The 24,742-nt window shown below is 61.8% G+C and carries 16 protein-coding genes and 1 tRNA gene; 5 read left to right on the top strand and 12 right to left on the bottom strand.

Features of this window, described 5'->3' with window-relative positions:
* Positions 1-402: 402 nt before the first annotated feature.
* The 7 genes from cas3 to C8D92_RS01725 form a co-directional block, all read right to left on the bottom strand.
* Complete coding sequence (gene cas3, locus C8D92_RS01755; RefSeq protein ID WP_116918257.1) at positions 403-3,129, bottom strand: CRISPR-associated helicase Cas3'; 2,727 nt, start codon at positions 3,127-3,129, stop codon at positions 403-405.
* A 78-nt stretch (positions 3,130-3,207) separates the two neighbouring features.
* Entirely contained in the window at positions 3,208-4,167 is a 960-nt protein-coding gene (locus C8D92_RS01750; protein ID WP_116918256.1) for a helix-turn-helix transcriptional regulator, read from the bottom strand.
* Between the two features lie 98 nt (positions 4,168-4,265).
* Positions 4,266-5,672 (bottom strand): sodium-dependent transporter, encoded by a 1,407-nt coding sequence (locus C8D92_RS01745; protein ID WP_116918255.1) that lies wholly within the window; start codon positions 5,670-5,672, stop codon positions 4,266-4,268.
* A 146-nt stretch (positions 5,673-5,818) separates the two neighbouring features.
* Entirely contained in the window at positions 5,819-6,880 is a 1,062-nt protein-coding gene (locus tag C8D92_RS01740; protein WP_116918254.1) for a Leu/Phe/Val dehydrogenase, read from the bottom strand.
* Positions 6,881-6,962: 82 nt separating this feature from the next.
* On the bottom strand, positions 6,963-10,448 hold the full coding sequence (locus C8D92_RS01735; protein ID WP_423837060.1) for an indolepyruvate ferredoxin oxidoreductase family protein: 3,486 nt from the start codon (positions 10,446-10,448) through the stop codon (positions 6,963-6,965).
* Positions 10,449-11,144: 696 nt separating this feature from the next.
* Positions 11,145-11,768, bottom strand: coding sequence for a DUF2931 family protein (locus C8D92_RS01730; RefSeq protein ID WP_095610239.1), 624 nt, complete (start codon positions 11,766-11,768; stop codon positions 11,145-11,147).
* 74 nt (positions 11,769-11,842) lie between these two features.
* Positions 11,843-13,903 (bottom strand): NADPH-dependent 2,4-dienoyl-CoA reductase, encoded by a 2,061-nt coding sequence (locus C8D92_RS01725; RefSeq protein ID WP_095610240.1) that lies wholly within the window; start codon positions 13,901-13,903, stop codon positions 11,843-11,845.
* Between the two features lie 139 nt (positions 13,904-14,042).
* Here C8D92_RS01725 and C8D92_RS01720 point away from each other — a divergent pair, with 139 nt between their 5' ends.
* Positions 14,043-15,074 carry an AraC family transcriptional regulator gene (locus C8D92_RS01720; RefSeq protein WP_095610241.1) on the top strand — a complete coding sequence of 344 codons (1,032 nt, stop codon included), beginning with the start codon at positions 14,043-14,045 and terminating at the stop codon, positions 15,072-15,074.
* A gap of 395 nt (positions 15,075-15,469) precedes the next feature.
* On the opposite strand, the gene C8D92_RS01715 is transcribed toward C8D92_RS01720, so the two are convergent.
* Together C8D92_RS01715 and C8D92_RS01710 are read right to left on the bottom strand one after the other, a co-directional pair.
* A tRNA-Asp gene (locus C8D92_RS01715) sits at positions 15,470-15,546 on the bottom strand.
* Positions 15,547-15,839: 293 nt separating this feature from the next.
* Positions 15,840-16,877: an AraC family transcriptional regulator gene (locus C8D92_RS01710; protein ID WP_095610242.1), complete on the bottom strand. Its 1,038-nt coding sequence runs from the start codon at positions 16,875-16,877 to the stop codon at positions 15,840-15,842.
* A 351-nt stretch (positions 16,878-17,228) separates the two neighbouring features.
* On the opposite strand from C8D92_RS01710, the gene C8D92_RS01705 reads away from it, so the two are divergent.
* The gene (locus tag C8D92_RS01705; RefSeq protein ID WP_095610243.1) at positions 17,229-18,107 is read left to right on the top strand and encodes a MaoC/PaaZ C-terminal domain-containing protein; all 879 of its coding nucleotides are present in this window, start codon (positions 17,229-17,231) and stop codon (positions 18,105-18,107) included.
* Positions 18,108-18,382: 275 nt separating this feature from the next.
* Here C8D92_RS01705 and C8D92_RS01700 read toward each other — a convergent pair whose 3' ends face one another.
* The gene (locus C8D92_RS01700) at positions 18,383-19,927 is read right to left on the bottom strand and encodes an ATP-binding response regulator (RefSeq protein ID WP_423837062.1); all 1,545 of its coding nucleotides are present in this window, start codon (positions 19,925-19,927) and stop codon (positions 18,383-18,385) included.
* 91 nt (positions 19,928-20,018) lie between these two features.
* Complete coding sequence (gene fixJ, locus C8D92_RS01695) at positions 20,019-20,645, bottom strand: response regulator FixJ (RefSeq protein ID WP_116918251.1); 627 nt, start codon at positions 20,643-20,645, stop codon at positions 20,019-20,021.
* A 95-nt stretch (positions 20,646-20,740) separates the two neighbouring features.
* Here fixJ and C8D92_RS01690 point away from each other — a divergent pair, with 95 nt between their 5' ends.
* Positions 20,741-21,328 carry an alpha-ketoglutarate-dependent dioxygenase AlkB family protein gene (locus C8D92_RS01690; protein WP_116918250.1) on the top strand — a complete coding sequence of 196 codons (588 nt, stop codon included), beginning with the start codon at positions 20,741-20,743 and terminating at the stop codon, positions 21,326-21,328.
* A gap of 9 nt (positions 21,329-21,337) precedes the next feature.
* Here the strand turns inward: C8D92_RS01690 and C8D92_RS01685 are convergent, their stop codons facing one another.
* Positions 21,338-23,716 carry a Lon protease family protein gene (locus tag C8D92_RS01685; protein ID WP_116918249.1) on the bottom strand — a complete coding sequence of 793 codons (2,379 nt, stop codon included), beginning with the start codon at positions 23,714-23,716 and terminating at the stop codon, positions 21,338-21,340.
* A 158-nt stretch (positions 23,717-23,874) separates the two neighbouring features.
* Here C8D92_RS01685 and C8D92_RS01680 point away from each other — a divergent pair, with 158 nt between their 5' ends.
* Both C8D92_RS01680 and C8D92_RS01675 read left to right on the top strand, forming a co-directional pair.
* Positions 23,875-24,159 (top strand): hypothetical protein, encoded by a 285-nt coding sequence (locus C8D92_RS01680; protein ID WP_116918248.1) that lies wholly within the window; start codon positions 23,875-23,877, stop codon positions 24,157-24,159.
* Positions 24,160-24,364: 205 nt separating this feature from the next.
* The gene (locus C8D92_RS01675) at positions 24,365-24,736 is read left to right on the top strand and encodes a PilZ domain-containing protein (RefSeq protein WP_095610249.1); all 372 of its coding nucleotides are present in this window, start codon (positions 24,365-24,367) and stop codon (positions 24,734-24,736) included.
* Positions 24,737-24,742 lie beyond the last annotated feature (6 nt).

Below are 24,742 nucleotides of genomic sequence, written 5' to 3'. Positions count from 1 at the left end.
TGCCCGACTTAGCCTTACCACCAATGTGGATTGGCCATGCCTTGAGCCCATAGTCATGGGCATCTAGAACTTCACCCTTTCGGGTGATATGTCGCCTAAAAATCACTTGCGACTTTTTACTGGCCACATGCCTCACCTCCTTAGAAACAGAGTCTCGCCCCAACCGCGACAGGCATTGCCAGAAAAGTGCTTTAGAGCTACCCTTCCAGTGCTACCAACGCGCGCTGCGGTAACGCACCTGTTCCCAGCGCGTTTTTATGGGGCAAAAAAACAATAAAGGTTTTAACTTTCGCAATCAACCCTTCCCCGAAGCATGTTATACTTTTCCTTACTTCCTCAATCCCTTGGGGATGAACCTGTTTTTACTTTTGCCAGTAAAAACAAACACTTCCGTTCCCCGCGCTAGCGGGGACTCCTATGCAGACCAAGGACGGCACTGTAAGCCATACCTCCAATATCCCCATCCACAATCCACAACCGACTAAATTTCAGGCCCGGAAAGCGCTCAACCAATCTTTCACGCTCTGCCGCTAGTGCTTGCGGCCATTCCGGCAAGCGCTTTGCCAGAGACTCGCGGGTCTGCAATTGGCTCAGTTCCCAAGCGAAGCGGTCCGCATCTACCCAAGGCTTCAAAGCGCCATCCTCACCTTCACGGACAAGGGTGACCGTGATGCTGGGTTCCTCGTTCAGGCGGGTGCCGATATCAACATTCACCTCATCCATCCAGCCATGGCTGGCCTTAACGCTGTAGCCCTGCCCCATATCCAGGCGATTGAAGCCAGCCATGGCCCGGTGACTGCTGCGTTCGCCCTCTTGATCCAGGTGGCGTTGCTGCAGCCCTTCGGGAATGTGGTTCTCGGCGTCTTCACCGAAGACAGACTCGATCAGATGACGGGCGCGATCTGGCATGGTGATACCGCCTTCGTCGCGCAGGGTTTGTAGAGTCAGCCAGAGCTGGCCGTGATCTCTGTAAACGGCGCCGGTGCCCGGCAACCGGGCGGACAGCCAGTCAGGGCCGGGCTGGTCGTCACAGGGGGGCGCCAACAGGTGAAGAACTGGTGGCTGGCGCTGGTCGTCGGTGTCCACGGGGTTGCCGCTGCCGTCTCGGCGATGGCGATGCAGGCGCCCAGCTCGCTGAATCAGGAGATCCATGGGCGCCAGGTCACTGACCATCTGATCGAAATCCAGGTCCAGGGATTGCTCAACCACCTGGGTACTGACCAGAATCCAGCCGGCCCGACTTTCCCCGTTGGACTCTTTGCCGAACCGTTCCAGCGCGGCTTGCTCAATGGCCTGCCGGTCCGCCATGACAAAGCGACTGTGAAATAGCATAACCTTGCTCGGGTCCGGTGCCCGTTCACGCAGGGCCCGGTAAGAGGCGATGGCGTCATCCACCGTGTTACGTATCCAGCAACCACACTGACCATGCTCGGCCGTGTCGATCAGATGCTCAATCACCTCTTCTGGTTGGTTGAACATCGCCACCGCCACCCGGCGAGTCACACTGTCACGAGTGGCAAGTGGTACTTGCTCAAGGCTCTGATCCGCTACATGGGTGGCAAGCGGAAAAGCGGGTTGCTCATCCACCGGCTCGGCATCCAAGCCCCGCCCTCGTTGGTATGCCGCCACCAGACGACGCTTCATGGCATGGGGCAAAGTGGCGGTAAGCAGGATGGCACTGCCACCCTGCTGGGCATGAGCGTGCAAGACTTCTTCCAGCAGCCTGGCCATGTAGTCGTCACAGGCGTGTACCTCGTCCACCACCAACACCTTGTTGGCCAGACCAATCAAACGCAGAGTCTGGTGCTTGAAGGGCAATACCGCCATCAGTGCCTGGTCTACTGTGCCCACTCCCACGTCCGCCAGCAGCGCTTTCTTGCGCGAATCGGCAAACCACTGGTTACAGGCGGCCGAAGCGGTTTGCTCCTCATCGCCATAGGCATGATCCCGTTCCTGTTCAGATATCACGGACTGAACAAAGCCCGATTTGAGATGACGCGCCCCGTGGGCCAGCACCAGATTGGGTACCTGCTCTCCGTCGTACCAGCGGCGATAAGTATTTGCCACACGCTCGTACATGGCATTGGACGTCGCCATGGTGGGCAAGCCGAAATACACCCCTTGGGCCTGGCCGTTTTCCAACAGGCGATGCACCAAGGTCATGGCGGCTTCAGTCTTGCCTGCACCGGTGACATCTTCCAGCACAAAAAGCTGGGGACCGGGCTGCCAGGTCAGGTCCTGCGCCCATTGCTGCAAAGGCGTCGGATCAAAGCCAAAGAAAGACCGCACGCCCGGAAAGGAAGATGGAGTCGGAGGTTTGCCAAAGCCCAGTTTTTCCAGTGCCCGCTCGGCTTGTGGCAGCGCCTTGCTCTGCCAGTAGTCATCCAGTGCTTGTGGAGTTGCCTGATAAGGAAAGACCGACTGATCGGACCCCAGCCAGTCCGCCAGCACCGCAAAGCCGGCCAGGTGCCAGGTCAATTTCTTGAAATGTTTACACCAGCCTTTGTCCTGTGCCTGCTCCGGCCATTGAGGACGAAGCCAGCTTGCCACTTCGCAGGTGTATTCCCAGGCCGCCTGACGGTCTTCGGGAAAACCCGGCGAGGGACGCTTGTTGCTGCCGGCGTCCACCGGCTTGCCATGGTGACCAAACGCCATTCCCAGCAAGATACGCAAAAAATCGTTGGGACCGCTCCCTAATTCGAACCACCCCCAGGCTTGCAAACCTTCCTGCTTGAGCTCGCCCTTGAGAAAAGCCTTGAGAAAAACAGCGCCCGCTTCGCTGTGATGGGGCCATTCCTGTGTACCGTAGGCCAGCGACGAGTCCGGCGTGACCAACTCGGGCAAGTCTGGCTCAGCCAGGGACTGAAACGCACGTGCAAACTTGCCCAGGTCATGCACGGCCAGACTGAAAACAAACAACGACTGTAATTGCTCTGGCTCCAGCGACATGGCCGCGGCCAGTTCCTGGCACCGGGCCGTATGGGGCGCCAGCAGATGATGGCCAACCGCTGCCACATCCAGGCTGTGGAAAGGCAATAGATGGCATGGTGTTCCGTCAGAATCCTCTGAGGGCTTTGCCTTACCCCAATACCGAAAGTAATCTGGCGCGTTGCTCCAAGTGAGATTCACAAGTCCTTCCCTTTTCGAGTTTTATGGCAAAACCCTATCACCCCCACTGCCCCCCAAAATGCACCACCCAACCATCACTCAGTAAATTTTCGCCAACGCCCTCACCTTCCCAGCCACCATCTCCCGCAAATCCATCGGACCAATCACCTCCGCATCGGCCCCAAACTTGAGCACATCCATCACCAGTTCAGTGGGCTGGGAGTATGGCACCCAGAGGTGATACCAGCCTTCACGCCACTCACTGGTCTGGTCCGGGTGCCACTGTTCCTCCGCGACCCAACGGGCAGCGTGGGGTGTGAAGCGGATGTGGGCTGTGGCGGTCGGGGTGCCGCCGAAGATGCCGAAGCCGCCGGAGGTGAAAGCATCCAGTTCTTCCGGGCTCACCGGCTCGGCGGTGCCGTCGGTGGCTTGAACCTTCCGGATGCGGTCGAGGGAGAACAGGCGCAGGGCATCGCTCTGGTGGCAGAAGGCCAGGAGATACCAGTTGGAGCGGTAGTGGAGCAGGCGCTGGGGAGAGATTTCCCGCTCACGGGCACCGTTGCCGGAACGGCTGTTGTAGTCGATCACCAGTCGGTCGGATCGAAGGGTCGCTTCGGCCACCGGATCAAAGATACGGTCGTCGGTGTCGCGTCGCTGAACCGGCTGGATTCTCACCCGTTCACTGACCTGCTCGGCATCGTGCCCCGCCTCTCCCAGCACTTTCCGGATGCGCTGGCGAAGCGGCGCCAGGTGGTAGGTCATCAGCCCGGGCTGGACGGACTCCAATAACTGCTCGCAGGCCAGCAGCGCATGCAGTTCACTGGGGTTCATCCAGAAGCCGGGCAGCTCAAAGACAGGGGCATCGGGGGCGTACTGGTGACCATTCCAGTCGCGGCAATACTCGATGGGGGCACCGAGCGTGTCGCGCAGGTATTCAAAATCACGGGTAATGGTATTGCGGGAGACCTCCAGATCGTCCATGAAAGTCCGCATCGGCACGGGGCGGGAGGCATTACGGAAGATATCGTGGATACGATAGATGCGATTGATACGGCTCAAACCGGGTCCTTCTGGTTTGCGGTAAAACAACTCCAGCCAGAAGGTTAGCTGCCGACCGGTTCTTGTGCCAGTCACCGGTCGGCAGACAGAGGCGGTGGTTACGTCAGGTTATAGATGAACACAACCGCCACGGCCACGGGGGTGAAGTAGCGCAGCACGTTGTGCCAGAGCGCGAACCCTCGGGCGGACATGGACAGTTCGTTTTCCAGTGCCTGACGGGACAGGAACCAGCCGACGAAGATCGCCACCAGCAGGCCGCCCAGCGGTAGTAGGATGTTGGCGGTGAGGAAGTCGAGCAGGTCGAAGATGGTCTTGCCCTCAAACATGGCGAAGCTGCCCAGCGGGGCGAAGTCGGACCACAGGTTGAGGGACAGCACGGACGCGATGCCCAGTGCCCAGCAGGCGACGCCGGCGACCACCGAGCTGATGGTCCGGTTCATGCCCTTCTGCTCTTCCAGCCACTCCACCAGCGGCTCCAGCAGGGAGATGCCAGAGGTCCAGGCGGCGAACACCAGCAGAATGAAGAACAGCGCGCCGAAGAAGCTGCCCATCGGCATCTGACCAAACGCCAGCGGCAGGGTCTGGAAGATCAGCCCCGGGCCGGCGCCCGGCTCAAGACCGTTGGCGAACACAATCGGGAAGATCGCCAGGCCCGCCAGCAGAGCCACAACGGTGTCCATCACCGATACGGAGATGGCGGTTTTTGCAATGGAGACGTTCTTCGGCAGGTAGGACCCGTAGGCCATCATGATCGCCATGCCCAGACTCAGGGTGAAGAAGGCATGGCCCAGGGCCACCAGGACGCCCGAGGTGCTCAGGTTGGCGAAGTTGGGCTCAAACAGGAAGGCGACGCCCTCGCTGAAGTGTCCCGTCGTCATGGCATAGCCGACAACCATCACCAGCAGCACGAACAGGGCCGGCATGAGGATTTTCACGGCCCGTTCCAGCCCCGCGCGCACGCCGCGTGCGACGACGAGGACCACCATGGCCATGAACACCGTGTGCCAGAGCATCAGTGTGCCCGGGTCCGCCAGCAGGCCGGAGAAAATTTCGCCGATGCCTTCGGACGACTGGCCCGCCAGGCCACCGCTGGCCGTGACGCCCACATAGGAGATGGCCCAGCCCCCGATCACGGAGTAGAAAGAGAGGATGATGAAGGCGGTCAGCACGCCCATGACGCCAATCAGCCGCCAGGCGGGGTTGAGCCGGTCCCGTTCGGTGATCAGGCGCATGCTATTGACCGGACTGCGGCCTCCGCGACGGCCAATCATGACCTCCGCCATCATGATCGGCAGACCAACGGCGGCAATGCACATCAGATACACCAGCACAAAGGCGCCGCCGCCGTTTTCGCCGGTGACATACGGGAATTTCCAGATATTCCCCAGCCCCACTGCGGAGCCGGTAGCGGCCAGAATAAAGGCGAACCGGGAGGACCAGCGGCCCCGGTTGGCGGGAAGCGAACCAGCCGCACTGTCAGCGGCTGCGGAAGATGATTCAGTCATACGGTCTCCTGCAAAGTCTTGTTGTTTTCGGGAGCGAGGTTGGAACCTCAGTGATGGCCGCCCCCGAAACATTTCGGGGGCGGATTTTACCGATAAAATCCCCGTTCATGGCCAGATTTTGTTGGCGTTTTTTTGCAAACAGGGTCTCATCGGACGGTGTTCCGAAAGCGTTCCTCCGCCAACTGGTTGGCGATGGTGCCGGTCGGCAGGCCGTCCCGGGCCGAGCGGGCAAAGATTTCCGTCAGCGTCTCGCCGATGGATTCGACATGGCGACGCACCTCCGCCGGTTCCGATCCTTTCCGCTCGTGGAACACGTCGATGATGCCGCCGGCGTTGATCACGAAATCCGGCGCGTAGAGCACACCACGCTCGTGAAGCATCGCGTCATGCTCGGGGCGTGCCAGCTGGTTATTGGCCGCACCGGCAACGATGCGGGCATGCAGCCCGTCGATCGACTGGTCGTTCAGCACCGCGCCCATAGCACAGGGCGCCAGCACGTCCACCGGCAGGTAGAGGATTTCATCACCGTCGACGGCGGTCGCGCCCAGCTCGTCAACGGCCCGATCCATGTTGGCCTGATGAATGTCGTGAACCCAGAGCCGGGCCCCGGCATCCCGCAGGTGCCTGGCCAGACGGAACCCGACATTGCCCACGCCCTGGACCGCGACCGTGAGCCCTTCCAGGCTGTCGCTGCCGAGCTGGTGCTTTACGGCGGCCTGAATCCCGACAAAGGCGCCATAGGCGGTCACCGGCGACGGGTCGCCATTGCTGGTCTCGCCGTCAAAGCCCGGTCGTGACTGTACGCCGGCGACGTGCCCGGTGTGCCGCCCCATGACCTGAAGGTCCGGCACGCTCGTGCCGGAATCCTCGGCGGCGATGTAATGGCCACCAAGCTGCTCCAGACAGCGGCCCATGGTTTCCATCAGCGCCTCGGTCTTGTGCTCGTGGGGGTTACCGATGATGACCGACTTGCCGCCGCCCAGATCCAGGTTCGCCAGCGCGGACTTGTAGGTCATACCCCGGGAGAGACGCAATACATCCCGCAGGGCTTCCTCATCGGTGGCGTAGGGAAACATCCGGCAGCCGCCGAGCGCCGGGCCCCGGTTGGTGTTATGGATGGCAACAATGGCGCGCAGGCCGGTTTCAGGGTCGCTGAAGAACGACAGGTGTTCGTGATCATCAAACTCGGGATGGCTGAAAACGTTCATTAGTCAGTTACCTTCTCTCTCGACACACCTTGTGGGTGATGGTGACACCGGCAGCGCCTTGTGGGCCCCGCCGGTGACTGTTTCAGACAGCCGCGCTGGCAATCTGCCGGTGCGATGTCGTGTTCGGGTTCAGGTCCGCCCTGAGCTGGTCCCGTTCCTTGCGGGTGCTCTGGTACGCCGCCTCCTTCACCGGGCCGTAGCCGCGGATCTTTCCGGGTAGCGCGGCCAGTTCGCGCGCGGCATTGAGATGGTCCTCATTGAGGTGGCGCTGCAGCCAGGCGATGTCCGCCTCGTACTCACGGATGATGCGACGTTCGAGCCGGCGATCCGCTGTGTAGGCGAACGGGTCCAACATCGTGCCCCGTAAGACCTTGCCACGGGCCAGAATGTGGAAGACCCGTTCCATCCAGGGGCCGAACGTCAGCTTGCGCGGGCGCTCGCCCTTCTTTGCCCGGCTGAGCAGTGGCGGCGCCAGGTTGAATTCCAGCTCCACGTCGCCCTCGAACTGCTCGTCCAGATACTGGCGGAAGCTGCCATCGCTGAACAGTCGTGCAACTTCGTATTCATCTTTGTAGGCCAGTACCTTGGCGTAGTTCTCCGCGACGGTTCGCACCAGCATCGGGTCGCCGCCGACGCGTTGCTTGGCAGTCACCTCCACCTGGCGCACCAGGCGTTCATAACGGGTAGCCAGCGCGGCATTCTGGTACGCCGTCAGGTGCGCCTTTTCCCGTTCGATCACGTCGTCGGTGGTTTCCATGACCTGCACGGCCACGCCGTCGTTTTTCGGCGGGAAGGCCAGTTTCCACACCCGCTCCAGGTCATGCGCCGCACGGCGCCCCCAGAGGAACGACTGCTGGTTCGCCCGGACCGCGACGCCATTGAGCTCAATGGCCTGTTCGATGGCCTCCGCGCTCAGTGGCAACAACCCCTTCTGGTACGCAAAGCCGATGATGAACAGGTTCACCGCCATGGCATCCCCCATCAGGGCTTTGGCCAGCTTGCCGGCGTTCAGGAACCAGCTCGCGTCCTCGGCACAGGCCGAGCGCACAGTGTCTTCCATGGACTCACCGGGATAGGCCAGGTCCGGCTGACGGGTGAACGACGCCGGCATGGCTTCCTCGGTATTCACGACGCTGCGCGAGAAGCGGCTGTCGAGCTTGGCGAGCGCATCGTCACTGGCACCAACCATCAGGTCGAAGGCGATCATCAGGTCGGCTTCGCCGGCGGGAATGCGGACGGCGTGGATGTCGTTCTGGTCCGAACCGATGCGGATGTGACTGACCACGGCGCCGAATTTCTGCGCCAGGCCGGTCTGGTCCAGTACCGACACGCCCTTGCCTTCGATGTGGGCCGCCATGCCCAGCAGCGCACTGACGGTGACCACGCCGGTGCCGCCGACACCGGTCAGCAGAATGCCGTAGGGATCGTGCTCGCCGGAAAAGACCGGCTCTGGCAGCTCCCCGAAGTCCACATCCGCCGAGACACCAGCCGGTTTGCGCAGGCGCCCGCCCTTGACGGTCACGAAGCTGGGGCAGAACCCGCGCACACAGCTGAAGTCCTTGTTGCAGCCGGACTGGTCGATGGTCCGCTTGCGGCCCCGTTTAGTTTCAAGTGGCAGCAGCGACAGGCAGTTGGACTGGATGCCACAGTCGCCGCAGCCTTCGCACACCTCCGGATTGATCAGCACGCGCTGGTCCGGGTCCTCCATGGTGCCCTTCTTGCGACGACGGCGCTTTTCCGCCGCGCAGGTCTGGTCGTAGATCAGCACCGAGCAGCCTTCGATCTCACGCAGCTCGCGCTGCAGCGCGTCCAGGTCCTCCCGGTCGTGAAAGGTCGTGCGGTCGGCGAAGTCGGCCCGCGAGGGGTACTTGTGGATGTCGTCGCTGACCACGGCGATGCGCCGCACGCCCTCCCCGTACAACTGATGGCTGATCTGCTGGACCGTGAGCGTGCCGTCCACCGGCTGACCGCCGGTCATGGCGACAGCGTCGTTGTAGAGGATCTTGTAGGTGATGTTGGCACCGGAGGCGATGGCCGCGCGGATGGCCAGCAGGCCGGAGTGGAAGTAGGTGCCATCCCCCAGGTTCTGGAAGACATGCTTCTCGTGAGTGAATGGCGCCTGCCCCAGCCAGGTCACGCCTTCACCGCCCATCTGCGTGAAGGTGTCGGTGCCCCGGTCCATCCAGGTCGCCATGTAGTGGCACCCGATGCCACCCAGCGCGCGACTGCCTTCCGGCAAACGGGTGGAGGTGTTGTGGGGGCAGCCGGAACAGAAATGCGGCGTGCGTTCGAGTCGGTCCTTCGGCTGCGCCAGGCTGGATTCTTTTTCCGCGAGGAAATCGAGCCGTTGCTGGAGAGTCTCGTTACAGAACCGGCTCCGCAGGCGAGAGGCGATGGCACGGGCCACCATGGCCGGGGACAGCTCCGCGACCGACGGCAGCAGCTCGGTGCCCTGCTCATCACGCTTGCCGATGATCGTGGGCCGGGCCTGATCCTGCCAGCCGTAGAGCTGGGTCTTGAGCTGATCCTCAATCAGGCCGCGCTTTTCCTCGACCACCAGCACCTCATCCAGGCCCTGGGCGAATTCGAACACGCCCTCCGGCTCCAGCGGCCAGGGCATGGCCACCTTGTAGACCCGCAGGCCGATGGCGTGGCGTTCGGTCTCCCCCAGCCCCAGGTCGGCCAGTGCCTGAAGCACATCAAGATAGGCCTTGCCTGTGGTGATGATGCCCATGCGGGCGTCGGGCGAATCCAGCACGATCCGGTCCAGACGGTTGACGCGGCAGAACGCCTGAGCGGCCTCCAGCTTGTAACGGTGCAGGCGCTCTTCCTGCTGCAAGGGCCGGTCTGGCCAGCGGGCATTGAGGCCGTCGTCCGGCAGATGGTCGATGGACGGGCGGCGGATCTCAATGCGGTCCGGATCAATGTGCGCCGAAATGCTCGAATCCATGGTTTCGGCCAGCGCCTTGAAACCCACCCAGCAGCCACTGAAGCGGGACATGGCCCAACCGTAGAGCCCCAGGTCGAGCACTTCCTGCACACCGCTTGGATGCAGCACGGGCATGGACGCATCCATGAACCCGTAGTCGCTCTGATGCGGCAGCGTGGAGGACTTGCAGGCGTGATCATCACCGGCGACCGCCAGCACACCGCCATACTGGGAGGTGCCGGCGGCATTGGCGTGCTTGAACACGTCGCCGCTGCGGTCCACCCCCGGGCCCTTGCCGTACCACAGGGCAAACACGCCGTCATAGCGGGCGTGGTCGAACATGTTGGCCTGCTGGGAACCCCACACCGAGGTGGCCCCCAGGTCCTCATTCACACCGGGCAGGAAATGAATCCGGTGTTTGAGCAGATAGTCTTTCGCGGTCCAGAGCGTTTTGTCGAAACCGCCCAGCGGCGATCCCCGATAGCCGGAAATAAAACCGGCCGTGTTCAGCCCGGCCTTCTCATCGAGCCGGGCCTGTAGCAATGGCAGCCGGGCCAGTGCCTGGCTGCCGTTCATGTAGACGAAACCTGTCTCTTGTTCCCAAACGTCATTCAGACTGACATTGGTACGCATAACCATTCCCCCAGACGGACTCCCATCAAGTGAGCAAACTCACGAGAGGGATTCTCTGTTCAAAAATCGGATTCAGTGGCCGCGAGCGGCCTGTATCGAACGGTGCTGACCGGGGGGTCGGGGGCTATCAGGCCAATCAGGCCCGGTTGGCGATGCTGTGAGGTCGGCGGCGGAGTGCCGCGTATAGGCAGAAGCGGGACACACCTGTCCCAGGGCAAACGTCGGATCCATCATGTCAAAACCTTCTCCCACCAGGCCGGATCACGGCTTTCGTGGTCGTCTTGTTGTTTTCTGCCGGCTTGTGGCCAGCGACGGTTTCTACTTCAGTGCCGGAACCCCTTGTGGGGGTCGACAGATCTGAGACTAGAAGGCCCTTTGAGGATCGTCAATGGGCGAAAAGTAATCAGTTGTATTCGCGAATGATGAGAATGGCTTACAGCCGGTGGGTTTGCCGCGGAATCCGCGGAAAGGCGCGGAAAAATAGTGAAGAGATGTTTTCTGCCACGGAAGGACACGGAAAAACACGGAAGCGCCCTGCGGGCGTGGGAAAAAACGATGAAGAGAGACGCTGTTGATGGGAGAACGGTGTCGTTTGTTGTGATCTCTCTTTTTGTTCAGTTTTTCCGTGTTCTTCTGTGTCCTTCCGTGGCTAAAAGACGTCTTTAAAAAAGATAGCTTGCCACAGCAGGCAGGCTCTGGCCCTCACCAGCCGGAGGTGGGCACCCCGTTTTCTTTCAGGTACTCGCGCTGCTTTTCCAGGTAGGCCCGGGTCCATTTCTCATACTGGGCGGGATTGCCCGGTGCCTTGTCGGCCTGCACGCGCAGAATCTCCTGCTCGTTGCCCACCTGGCTCATCATCCAGAGGACGACGGTGCCACCGGGGGCCAGGCCGATCATGAGGGTGTTGCGGGGGCGCTGGTACACGTCGCCACCGGTTTTAACCGGCGCGGTTTCACGCATCCGCTGTTTGAGGTCTTTCGGGAGGGTGATGCGGGTCTGGTAGAAGGCCTGTTCGGCGAACGAGAACCAGCGAATGGCCAGTTGCCTGGGGAAGGGGGCCATCCGGTCAATCTTGCCAAACGGGCCGTTCGGACCCTGCCAGCAGCAACTGACGAAGCCAACGGTTTTCTCGGCGCTTTCGCCCGAGGCGTCGATGAGAGCCAGACGCTCCACCCACATCCGGTAATGGTTCGGAGCGGCGACACCGTAGCCCCAGGCCACATCCATGTTGACGGGCTGGGTGGCGCAGCCGGCCAACAGCAGAAACAGGCCCAGCGCGGCAACGCCGGACCTGCCAGTCAGAAAAGAAGTCCGCCCTGTCGTCATCCTTGCCCTCGCTATCCGATGCGCCACTGCTCAGCAAACTAAACAATGGCGCACCGGGGTGCAAGGGAGAGCGATCAGAGCGAGGCGGCCAACCGCGTGCCCTGATCGATGGCGCGCTTGGCGTCCAGCTCGGCGGCTACGTCAGCGCCACCGATGAGATGGACGTTCTGGCCCGCGGCCTCCAGCGCCTCCTGCAGTTCACGCAGCGGCTCCTGACCGGCGCAGACGACGATGCTGTCCACCGGCAGGACCCGATCTTCGCCCTGCTCCGCGCCTTTCGGCGTGATGGTCAGATGCAGGCCCTCGTCATCGATGCGGCGGTAGGTCACACCAGGGACCATCTGCACATTGCGCTGGCGCAGTGTGGAACGGTGGACCCAACCGGTGGTGACACCCAGCCCTTTACCCACCTTGGACTGCTTGCGCTGGAGCAGGTAGATCTCACGGGCCGGCTCAGGCAGCTCCGCGTCCACGCCCTCGACGCCACCGCGGTGCCCAACGTCCAGATCCACGCCCCACTCCTTCATGAAGTGGTCGGTATCGAGTGACGGCGAAGCGCCCTTGTGGGCAAGAAACTCGGAAACGTCGAAGCCGATGCCGCCGGCACCGATCACGGCGACGCGCTGGCCCACCTCACGACGGCCCAACAGCGCGTCGAGGTAACCCATGACTTTCGGGTGGTCGATGCCGTCGATCTCCGGTGTGCGCGGCTTGATGCCGGTTGCCAGGATGACGTCATCAAAACCGTCTTTGGCCAGGTCCTCGGCACTCACACGGCGGTTGAGCTGAACATCGACGCCGTATTTGTCCAGCATGACGCGGTAATAGCGCAGGGTCTCGTGGAACTCCTCCTTGCCCGGAATGCGCTTGGCGACGTTGAACTGGCCGCCGATTTCGCTCGCAGAATCAAACAGCGTCACCTTGTGACCGCGCTCGGCGGCGGTGGTGGCGGCCGCCAACCCGGCAGGACCGGCGCCAACGATGGCGATGTGCTTCACGGCGTTGGTTGGGGACACCGTCAGCTCGGTCTCGTGACAGGCCCGTGGATTCACCAGGCAGGAGGTGAGCTTGCCGCTGAACGTGTGGTCCAGGCAGGCCTGGTTACAGCCGATGCAGGTGTTCACTTCCTGCTCGCGGTCCTCCATGGCCTTGAGGATCAGGTTTTCGTCCGCCAGGAACGGCCGAGCCATGGACACCATGTCGGCATCGCCACCGGCCAGTATGTCCTCGGCCACGGACGGCATGTTGATGCGGTTCGTGGTGACCAGCGGCACACTGACTTCCTCCCGCAGGCGACGGGTCACATGGGTGAAGGCGCCACGCGGAACGGAGGTGACAATCGTCGGTACCCGCGCCTCGTGCCAGCCGATGCCCGTGTTGATAATGGTCGCACCGGCCGCCTCGATCGCTTTGGCCAGTTGGACGACTTCCTCCCAGGTACTGCCTTCTTCGACCAGATCGATCATGGACAGGCGATAGATGATGATGAAGTTCTCACCCACCTGCTCGCGGACGCGGCGGACGATCTCCAGCGGGAAACGGATGCGATTCTCGTAGGAGCCGCCCCACTCGTCCGTGCGCTGGTTGGTGCGCGAGACGATGAACTGGTTAATCAGGTAGCCCTCTGAGCCCATGATCTCGACGCCGTCATAACCGGCCTGCTTCGAGAGCTCCGCGCAGCGTACGTAGTCGTCGATCTGCTTTTCGATTTCATCCGCTTCCAGGGCGCGCGGCGTCATCGGGTTGATCGGCGCGCGAATGGCGGAGGGCGCCACCAGCTCAGGGCTGTAGGCGTAACGACCGGCATGGAGGATCTGCATGCAGATCTTGCCGCCGGCATCGTGCACGGCCTCTGTCACTTCCCGGTGGTGCTCGGCTTCCTCCTCGGTGTCCATCTTGGCGGCGTTCTGGAACACCGCGCCTTCCGGATTCGGGGCGATACCGCCGGTGACGATCAGACCCACACCGCCTTCAGCGCGGTCCGCGTAGAAGCGAGCCAGCCGGGTGAAGCCGTTCTTGGTCTCTTCCAGGCCCGTGTGCATGGAGCCCATCAGCGCCCGGTTCTTGAGGGTGGTGAAGCCCAGGTCCAGAGGCTGCAGCAGATTCGGATAGCGCGTCTGTCCGGCGTTGCTCATGGTCGTCCTCTCATCAGTGTTGTGTCGTGTCAGGAATTGTTTGGTGCGCTCCTGTGATGTGGTGATAAGTTAATCATCGACCTTGCCGGTCACAATATCCCTGATTGACATTTTTTGATCCTGAGAAAACACTTTCCTGATGAGTACGCACCTTCGCCCCAACGCCCTCGGCGACATCAGCGTGTTGTATCTGGGTCCGCTGGCACGCGCCATCCAGGCTCACGGCACCACGGAGAAGCCGTTGTTCCGTCAGTTCCGGATTACCCCGGCGCAACTGGCCGCGCCCGATGCCCGGATCAGCATTCCCCGGTTCATGCGCATCGGCGAGGCGGCCATACGCCAGACCGGCAACCCGGCCCTGGGTCTCACCATGGGTCGGATGACCCGCCCTGTGGATGCGGGGCAGTCGGGCCTGGCCGCCATCACGGCCCCGGACGTGGCGACCGCCCTGGCAACGCTGACCCGTTTCTCCCTGCTGACCAGCCGCAACAGCCGCGGGCACCCGCACTGGAACGCAGCGGCTGGTGAGGCCGGATTCTATTCCATTCGTCCTTACAATCGCTTCAACCTGTTCGTGGTGGATTCGGTCCTGGCCGCCTGGACCCAGTTCGTGCGGGACATCACCGATGCCACGGCCGTGCTGGAACGCGTCTGGATCGAGTACCCCGAGCCGGCCCACGCCGCCGCGTTCGAGCGTTGGTTCGGCTGCCCGGTCGAGTTCGGCGCGGATCGCAACGCCATCCGCCTCCGCGAGCCGGTGCTCCTCGCCGCCTCCCGCCACGCTCAGCCGGCAATGCACCGCCAGCTTGTGCAGGAATGTGACGCCATGCTGGCGAAGATCCGCAGTGGCTGGTCCATGACCGAGCGGGTTCGGGAGCAGCTCATGCCGCTACTGAACGGCCAGGCACCGAACATTGAGACGGTCGCCTCACAGCTCGGCATGGGCCCCTGGACCCTCCGGCGCGAACTGGCGGCCGAGAACACTCGCTTCCGGGACCTCATGGACGCGGTCCGCCGGGATCTGGCCCGGGACTATGTGCGCGAGACGCGGCTGAAGTTCTCGGAGATCGCCTGGGTCCTGGGGTTTTCAGGGCCACCGGCGTTTCACAAGGCATTTCGGCGGTGGTTTGGGGTGTCGGCGGGGGTGTTTCGGCAGACGGAGGGGGAGTGACGTTTTCGGTGCGGAAAAGATGGGTTCGCCGCGGAATCCGCGGACGCACGCGGAAAAATAATAAAGAGACGGTGTTTGCCACGGAAGGGCACGGAAAGCACGGAAGAAAGAAGGGGCGGTAGGTTGGGCTGACGCAGGAAGCCCAACACTGGAATGGGCAAAACGTTCGACCAGGGGCTGCGTGAGGCCTACCTGGTGTTTGCATTCTGGCCATTTGTTGGGCTTCCTTCGTCAGCCCAACCTACGGCAATCGTTGATGTTTCCCCATCGGACAACGCCAGAGTCGGAGACAGTTGCTCGAGGCAACATACACGTGCCCCGGGCAGACACCCGTCCGTGCTTTCCGTGTTGTTCAGTGGCTAATAATGGGGAAACAATAAAAGGAGGGGAAAAAATGGCGGAGCGGACGGGACTCGAACCCGCGACCTCCGGCGTGACAGGCCGGCATTCTAACCAGCTGAACTACCGCTCCGCGCTGTGTTGCCGGGCCTGATATGCCTGACAACGAGGGCGCATTATATAGACGCCCTTTTTCATGTCAACCACTTTTAACGATTCCGGCGAGACATTTTTTCACCGGCATGCCCGCCGACTGATCGATTGCAGGCAACCCGTACGCGGACCCCCGCTCTTTTGGCGTGATTCTGCTCGCCCGAAGGGCGCTTCCGTGCTTTCCGTGTCCTTCCGTGGCAAACACCGTCTCTTTATTATTTTTCCGCGTCATTCCGCGGATTCCGCGGCAAGTCCCTCTCCGGCAACGACGCACTAATCGTCGAGTTCAACGATGCCTTCGCGACCCTGCGCGGTTTTGCGGTATTCGATCGGCGTCATACCGGACCAACGTTTGAACGCCCGGTAGAACGTGCTGGGCTCAGAGAAGCCGGTCAGGTAGACGATTTCGTCGATGGACTCATCCGTCGTGGCCAATAGCTGACGCGCCAGACGGTAGCGGAAATCGGCCAGGACCTGGTTGAAGCTCGTGTCCGCCTCGGTCAGCCGGGTCCGCAGCGTCCGCGGCTTCATGTCGAGCCGTTCGGCGACCGCATCCAGGGTCACCTCACCACTATCGAGCAGTTCCGCGACGATGCGCTCAACCTGCCCGACGATGTCCTTCTTCTCCAGCCGTGCCACCTGCTCGCTGGCAAACCGCTCGTGGAGATCCAGCAACTCGGGCTCCGCATGGGGGGACGCGTGGGACAGGAGGCTGGCCGGGAAGTACATGCGGTTTTCGTCCGCACCGAAGACAACCTTGCAGCCCAGTACTTCCTCGACATGCGCCGTGCCGCGTTCGTCCCGCTCGTGTTCGAATTCAACGCGGGAGCACTGGAAACGCCCGTCGGTGATGGACTGGAAGAAAATCATCAGACCCTGGACGAAACATTCGCTGAAGTGCTTCAGGCGTTTCACTTCATCGGAAGTGGTGTCGAGGATCAGGCAGGCTTCGTCGCCTTCGACCACGAAATCCGTGTTGGCCGCGTCGCTCAGCAACCGCTGATAATTCAGGGCGCGACGCAGACCCTCGCCGAAGGTGGGACTACTGAGGAACAGGTATTCGAGCACCTGCCCCTTATAGGTGGGCAAATGCTGGCCAAGGTGAAGGCCAATGTCCGGGTCGCCGGAGACATCCTCCACCACCTGCCAGAAGAACAACTGCGCGTTGTGCGGGGTCCTTAGCTGAGCGCTGTTGAGGTAATCCTCGTCAACTCCCAGGCGCTTTAGAATGGCCTCCGTATCGATGCCACGGTCCACCATCGCCTGGTAAATCAGGCGCAACATCACACCCGCATCTCTTAGTTCCTGCATACACGTCCGTTTTTGTTGTCCGATCTTTCTATGGTGCCCCGCCATGAGCCGAGCATTCCCTGATAATGCCTGTCACCGCCGAGCTTGACCAGCCTGCCCGACCACGGCGACTGGCCGGTCAATTGACTGCCCTGGGGACACTGACATGATGGCGGTTTATTGTATGCAACCATCCACTGGACAGTTGTACCAGATTTTCGGGAGCATCCCCAGTCACTCGCCAGCGCCCGAGAGACTCTGGGAGACGGCGAACGATTTCACCACCCGGTTGGCGTGGCCCAATATGACCTATAATAGACGCTACTGAAGTGGACTGAGCTCCCTATGAATCAGCCGGAGAGGACTCTGACAATGCAGGACGATGTGCAAACCTTCCAGAACGAACCGCCCGCACTCTGGACGCTCTATGGCAAGGCGCTGTTTCCAGCCGGTAGCAAGGGAAATGGCTCGCCGGTCATCCCGCCGCTCCGGGCCGAACTGATTGGTGCGACAACGGACCTGAAACGGCTGAAAACCTATCAGGAAGTCTGTGGCTTCCCGACCCAGTCCCGTCTGCCCATGAGCTGGCCGCACATTCAGGCGTTCCCCCTGCACCTGAAGCTGCTGACCGACAAGCAGTTCCCCCTGCCGCTGCTGGGTCTGGTCCACCTGCGCAACCGCATCACCCAGTATCGTCCGGTTGGCTACGGTGAGTGCCTGGATATCGTCGTGCGATTGGACAATCAGACGGACACGGACAAAGGCATCGAGTTCGACATTGTCACCGAGGCCCATTCCGGTGGACAGCTGATCTGGGAGGAAACCAGCACCAACCTGTTCCGCCAGCCGGGCAAGAGTGGCGGTGGCGGCAAGAAGCCGAAGAAACAGGCCCCGGAACGACTGCCACACACCGCCCACGTGACCGCCAGTGAATCACTCGGCCGCCAGTACGGTCGTGTTTCCGGTGACCTCAACCCGATTCACATGCACGCGCTCAGCGCCAAGGCGTTCGGGTTCCCCCGCGCGATCGCCCACGGCATGTGGAGCAAGGCCCACTGCATCGCGGTGCTGGAACAGCAATCCGGCTGGCAGGACGGCCCCGTAACCGTGGAAACCGCCTTCAAGAAACCCTTCTTCCTCCCCGGCACCGCCCAGCTCAACTGGTCCACCGGCCAGGACCACTGGGACTTCCAGCTGCTCAACAGCAAAGGGGATGCGCCGCATCTGACGGGATCGGTGAGTTGGTTCTGATGGCTTAACAGACTGGGTTTGCCACGGAAAAACACTGAAAAACACGGAAAGAAAAGAAGGGTTTAACGCCGGAATGGTCAGCCCAACTGACGGTTACCAACTCATCTTTTTCCGCGTTGTTCGGCGGATTCCGCGGCGAATCCACTCGGTTGCCCTGGCGGGCCACTCCGAAGTCGGAGACATCGGCTACAGGTGCCGTCTTTTGGGACTTGTCGCTCCTTGCGCCCTTTAGGGCGTTTCCGTGTATTTCAGTGTTTTTCCGTGGCTAACAACCATCATTCTCCATCCGCCAAAGGCAGGCTGAACCAGAAGAGTGCGCCGCCGTCGTCGGGGCGTTCGAAGCCGATCTCGCCGCCCTGGGCCTGCATGAGGGTGCGGCAGAGGGCGAGGCCGATGCCCATGCCCTCTTCCTTGGTGGTGAAGAACGGCAGGAACAGGCGTTCCTCGGCGTCGTCCGGTAAGCCGAGACCATGATCCTTGACTTCCACCCGGACGAAACCGCTTTCCGTGCGGTTGGCGAGCACACGCACGGGCTCGGAGGACGCCGCGCTGCGGGTGGACTCCATGGCGTTGCGGATCAGGTTGAGCGCCACCTGCTGGACCTGGATGGGGTCGGCCAGTACGTCGGGCACGTCGTCGTCCACGGCAAGCAGCACTTCTACCTGATTCACACGGGAATCCACCTCAGCAAAACGCCGGGTTTCTTCCAGAAGACCGGAAAGCTGGATGATTTCCTTGCCGCTCGCGGGTTTCTTGACGAACCGGCGCAGCCGCCGGATCACTTCGCTGGCCCGGTGGGACTGGGCTTCGATTTTCTGGAGGGTCTGCTCCGCCAGCGCCCGGTCGATGTCCTCGGACGCCATCAGTCGGAGCGCCACGCGCACATAGTTCGAGATGGCCGTCAGAGGCTGGTTCACTTCGTGGGCAAACCCGGCGGCCATTTCCCCCATCGTGGACAGGCGTGAGGCGTGAGCGAGCTGGTCGCGTTGCTCCTCGACCAGCGCCCGGGCTTCCTCCAGCGCCTGCTCGTTCTCCAGTTCTACCGAAATATCCCGGAACACCACAACGGCGCCATACCGGTCCGCCCCTTCAGGCTTGGGCGTTGCCCGGTACTCGACCGCGAATGTCTCGCCATTGGGACGGCGCATCTTCAGGTTACGCTGGTGTTCCGCCACGCCCTGACGGCAGGTTGACTGGGCCGGCAGGGGCGGGTCTCCCGGCGCCGGTTCGGGGAAGTGCAGCCGGAAGAAGTTCCGCCCCACCAGGTCGTCGGCGGTGGTGGCCGCCATCGTGGCCGCAGCGGGATTGGCGAAGACAATATTGCCATCCGGGTCAAGGCCGTAAATGCCTTCATTGATGGCGTTGAGAATGCGGGTCTGGTCCCCTTCCAGTTGCCGGTTGCGAGCCTGGAGCTGTCGCTCAAGCTGAATGACGCGGGCGTGCGTGGTCACCCGGGCGATCACTTCCTGGGCCTGGAACGGCTTGGCGATGTAGTCCGCGCCGCCCAGTCCAAACCCTTTTACCTTGGCGTCCACATCGTCCAGTGCCGAGAGGAACACAACGGCGCTGTCCGCGGTGGCGGATGAGGCTTTGAGATGCCGGCAGACCTCGTAGCCGTCCATGCCCGGCATCATGATATCCAGCAGGATCACTTCCGGCTGGTGGCGTTCCGCCAGATTCAGGGCCTTCTCCCCCTCATTGGCGATCAGCAGCCGATAGCCGCGATCCTTGAGGGTTTCGTACAGGACCTTGAGGTTCTGGGGATTGTCATCCACCAGCAGGATGGTCGCTTCGTCGCGATCCTGATCGGAGTCGGTGATCGATTCTGTCATGGACGGTGCCGCATATGCCTGTCAACAGCCACGAGCGTGGCCCCTCTGAAAACGTCAGAGTGGTATATTGGGCCGGGGATCAGGAAGCGTCGATACGGTCCTTTACGGACATGACCATACGGACCAGGTGCGCCAACGAATGGGTGCCCATCTTGTGCATGACCCGGGAACGGTGGATCTCGACCGTTCGCTGACTGATGTCGAGTTCGATCGCGATCACCTTATTGGCCTGACCGGCAATCATGCGGTCCATGATCTCGTTCTCGCGGGGTGTCAGCGTCTCCAGACGGCGCTGGATCTCCTGCTTCTGCCCCAGCGTGGCACGCTGCTCGCGGTCCTGTTCAAGCGCCGTGTGGATTTTCTCCAGTAACGCCTCTTCCTTGTACGGCTTCTGGATGAAGTCGACAGCGCCCCCCTTCATGGCATCCACCGCCAGCGGCACGTCGCCATGACCGGTCACGAAGATGATCGGAAGAATCGCGTTGCGTTCATTGAGGCGGCGCTGGAGCTCCATGCCATCCATGCCCGGCATGCGGATATCCAGCACGATGCAACCCGCCATCTCGTCGCTGTATTCGTCGAGAAACGCGTTGGCCGTGGCAAACGTCTGCACACCGTGCCCCTCCGACTTGAGCAACAGCTCCAGGGAGTCCCGGACCGCTTCGTCGTCCTCAACGACATAGACCATCGGTTGCGTCTCGTTCATGCTCTGTCCTTCAATGATGTGTCTGTTGGCGGGCGAACGCGCCCCTAACACTGTATAACCATAACGGTTTCGCTCGCCACTGTCCCGGAGGCGCCATGACGGCGGCACACCCAATTGACCTTTTCCCCCACACGGCATCGCTGTTTCAGCCGTTCCTGTCCGCGGCCGAGGCGGACCGGTTATTCCGGAGCCTCGGTGAGAACCTGTCCTGGTATCAGGCCCGCCTCAAGCTGTTCGGTCGCTGGCACTGGTCACCCCGGGTCCAGTGCTGGATCGCCGACGAGGGCGTGGCCTACACCTATTCCGGCCTGACCATGGCCCCGGAGCCCTGGCCGGACGATCTCGCCCGCCTGCGGGATCTTGTCAGTGAGGTCGCCGGTGTGCGATTCAACAGCGTGCTGTGCAACTGGTACCGGAACGGTCAGGACAGCATGGGCTGGCACAGTGACGACGAACCGGAACTGGGCGAGGCGCCGGTGGTGGCCTCTGTGACGTTCGGGGACGAGCGCCCTTTCCAGTTCCGCCGTAAAGGCGAACGGCGACTGGCCACTTCCGTCCCACTCGGCCACAACAGCCTGCTGGTCATGCCCGCCGGCCTCCAGGGCGACTGGCAGCATGGTATTCCGAAGACCCGCAAGTCCGTCGGGCCGCGTCTCAACCTGACGTTCCGGCGAATTCTGTAGGGCAGACCGTTACTGCCCGGCTTTCTCAGAGCGCTCCCGCATAGCCGCCAGGCGTTTCTGGACGGCACCGAATACCGTATTAGACGGGTAGTTACCGCTTCGCCCCGGCTGACCGGCCGGGCGCCCCAGCATCATGCTCAGGGCCTCCTCGACGGTCGAAACCGGGTAGACCGCAAACCGGCCGGCACGCACCGCCGCCAGCACTTCCTCGTCCAGCATCAGATTCTGGACGTTGGCCGCCGGCAGCATCACGCCCTGCGATCCGGTCAGGCCCTTGATCCGGCAGGTCTCGAAGAAGCCTTCCACCTTCTCATTCAGACCACCGACCGGCTGCACCTCACCGAATTGGTTGATGGAGCCGGTCACGGCAATGTCCTGACGCAACGGCAGGCCGGAGAGCGCCGAAACCAGCGCGCACAACTCACCCAGTGACGCACTGTCACCGTCCACTTCGCCGTAGTTCTGCTCAAACGTGAGACTGGCGGACAGGTGCATCGGGTCGTTCGCGGCGAATCGCGCGGAGAGCCAGGACGTCAGAATCATGACCCCCTTGGAATGGATGTTGCCGCCCAGCTTGGCGTCACGCTCAATGTCGATCACATCGCCATCGCCGTAATAGCAGGTCGCGGTGATACGGTTGGACATGCCGAATTCATAACCGCCCGTGGACAGCACGGACAGCCCGTTGATCTGCCCGACCTGCTCGCCCGAGACGGTCACGAAGGTGCTGCCATCGCGCACCCCGTCGAAGAACTGGTCGCGGATCCGGCTGCTGCGGTATCGGGCGCTGGCCAGCGCCTTGTTGACGTGGCTTGCTTCGATCAGCGTCGCGCCGCCCTCGCGGGCCCAGAAGTCGGACTCACGGAGCAGATTGGCAATGTCGGCGGCGTGCAGGCTCAGCCGGTCCTGGTGCTCGGCGATGCGGGCGCTGTACTCGATGATTCGCGCCACCGCGCGTCGGTGGCAGTGCAACAGGCCTTTTTCGTCGGCAAGGCTGGCGATGAACTTGGCATACTGGAGCTGGCTGTCCTCATTACGGTCCATCTCGTTCTCAAAGTCCGCCGTCACGCGGAACAGCTCGCCGAACTCCGGATCATGTTCCTGCAACAGCAGCCAGGTTTCCCGATCGCCGAAGAGGACAATCTTCACATCCAGCGGAATCGCCTCGGGTTCCAGGGAAATGGTCCCGGACAGGGTCAGCTCCCGCTCCAGTGAGTTGATGGCCAGCGAGCGGGAGCGCAGTGCCCGCTTCAGCCCGTCCCAGACGTATGGCTGCTCCAGCACCTTGATGGCGTCCATCAGCAGGTAACCGCCGTTGGCCCGATGCAGACTGCCGGGACGGATGAGGGAGAAATCGGTGAACACACTGCCCTTGAAGGTGACGTTCTCCACGTAACCGAACAGATTGTGATAGGTCGGGTTCTCCTCGACCACCACCGGCACTTCGTGACCCTTACGGTGGACCAGTAGATTGATCTGATACCGGCGCGGGAGCTTTCGATCCAGAGCGGCGTACGCAATCGCTGCCTGCTCGTCATTGTCCTCCAGAAAGATATCGAGGCTGTCCGAAAGGTCTTTGCGCACGGCATCGAGATACTCGATTACCGCCGGGTAATCGCGATAGCGCTCTTTGAGTTCTTCGAGCTGGTGACCGGCAATCCCTTCGAGGGTTTCGTCGTTCAGCGCCTCTTGTTTGTCGGCATAAGCCTGCTCCAGATCGGCCACCGCACGAAGCGCACTGCGCAGCTTGAGTTCCAGGTCGCTGATCACCGACTCGAACCGCTCCCGTTCCTGATCCGGCAGGGCATCAAAGCTTTCCTGGGAATGCGGCTCCTCGCCGTTCATGGCCTCCAGGCGATAACCACCGGGTGTGCTGATCGACAGGCGCACGCCGTGCTTTTCCGCTTCCCGGCCCACCTGATCCAGCTCACTCTGCTGCTTTTTGGCGTACTCCTCTTTCAGACGCTCGGAGCGCTCCATGAAGCTGTCGCCCTCGAATGTCTGGGGAATGACCTGCGACAGGCGGGTCATCAGGCGATCCATGTCCTGCTTCAACGCCTGCCCGTCGCCCGCCCGCAGTCTCAGAACCCGCGGTTCGCGGGGGTCATCGAAATTGGCCACATAACACCAGTCGTCACAGCGCCCCTCGTCGTCCATGTGATGTTCCAGGTAACGCAGCATCATGGTGCGCTTGCCCAGACCATTCCGGCCCACCGCGTACACATTGTAGCCACCGTGGGGCATGGCGAGAGCAAACCGGACCGCCTCCTGAGCGCGGTTCTGGCCCACGATTTCATTCAGTGGCGAGAGCTGTCGGGTGGTGGTAAAAGGAAAGGACTTGAGAACGCACGCCTTGTAAAGATCGCGCGCAGGAAGCGCTTTGAGCATGTTGTGCCTGTGATGCCTGTGGAAGAGAAGAGTGAACAAACGGCCATTGTAGAGTAGTCGTGAGGACCATGTCCGCTACCTAATCTAAAGTTTGGCCCCGTTCGGCCGTTACCCAGATGAACCGGAAGGAAATCGGTGACCATCACTGGACAACGTGTATGGACATTCCCAAGACAACGCCCTACTCATTGCAACAACTGGACCGACGCCGACCGACGTCCTCTCACGCGACGAAAGAGGCAACCGAGTCTCCGGACACTGTCGCACGCCGTTTCGTGGATCGTCGATTCCAGCCCGACCGCCGACAGCGACAACGCCCGTTCAAAGGGCCAGACCGTCGGCGACAGGCGACACGGCGCCGGGCGACACTGCTTCACCACCGGGATGGCCGCCCCGTCCAATCCGAGAATCGCCAGGGCGGGCTGGTCGACACGTCCGTGTAACCCCCCCTTGTCTGTTCGGGCCAGAACATCGACCCCGCACTCATTTTTGAGAGCGCCTTCACAGTTGGACAATTGTCCATTTTTCATCCAACGCCTCCCCTCCTAGAATTTATCGCTACCCCATCCGGGAAGGTCATCATGAAACCCCGGACGGGCCGAGACTCCCAAACAATGACAAGACGCAAAACGGAACCGGAGTCGAAGGATGGAATCGATCGAGCGCCGAATCAAAGAACGCTACGACGCCCCCTGCCTCCAGGTGCAGCTGAGCGAGCGGGGATTTCTTGGGCGTGAGAAACAGCCGACGCCCGTGACCTGCCTGGACGTCAACCGCTATGGCATCGGGCTGCTATGCCCCCGCCCGGTTGAACCGGGCACGCGCCTGTTTCTGGATTTCTCAGGCCGCTACATCACTGAGAATCGGGTCAGCGCCTGCGTCGTGAGCTGCTACCCCTTCCAGACCGGCTACCGACTGGGCATTGAGTTCAGCTACTGCCGCGACCGCAACCACTATTCCCGCACCATCGACAATGCGCTGTCGCGGATTGAGGGGTTCTATAACCGGATGGCGGGGTGAGACGCG

It is taken from the genome of Tamilnaduibacter salinus (assembly GCF_003096655.1).
Taxonomy (GTDB): domain Bacteria; phylum Pseudomonadota; class Gammaproteobacteria; order Pseudomonadales; family Oleiphilaceae; genus Tamilnaduibacter; species Tamilnaduibacter salinus.
This window is presented reverse-complemented; position numbering and strand designations above follow the sequence as displayed.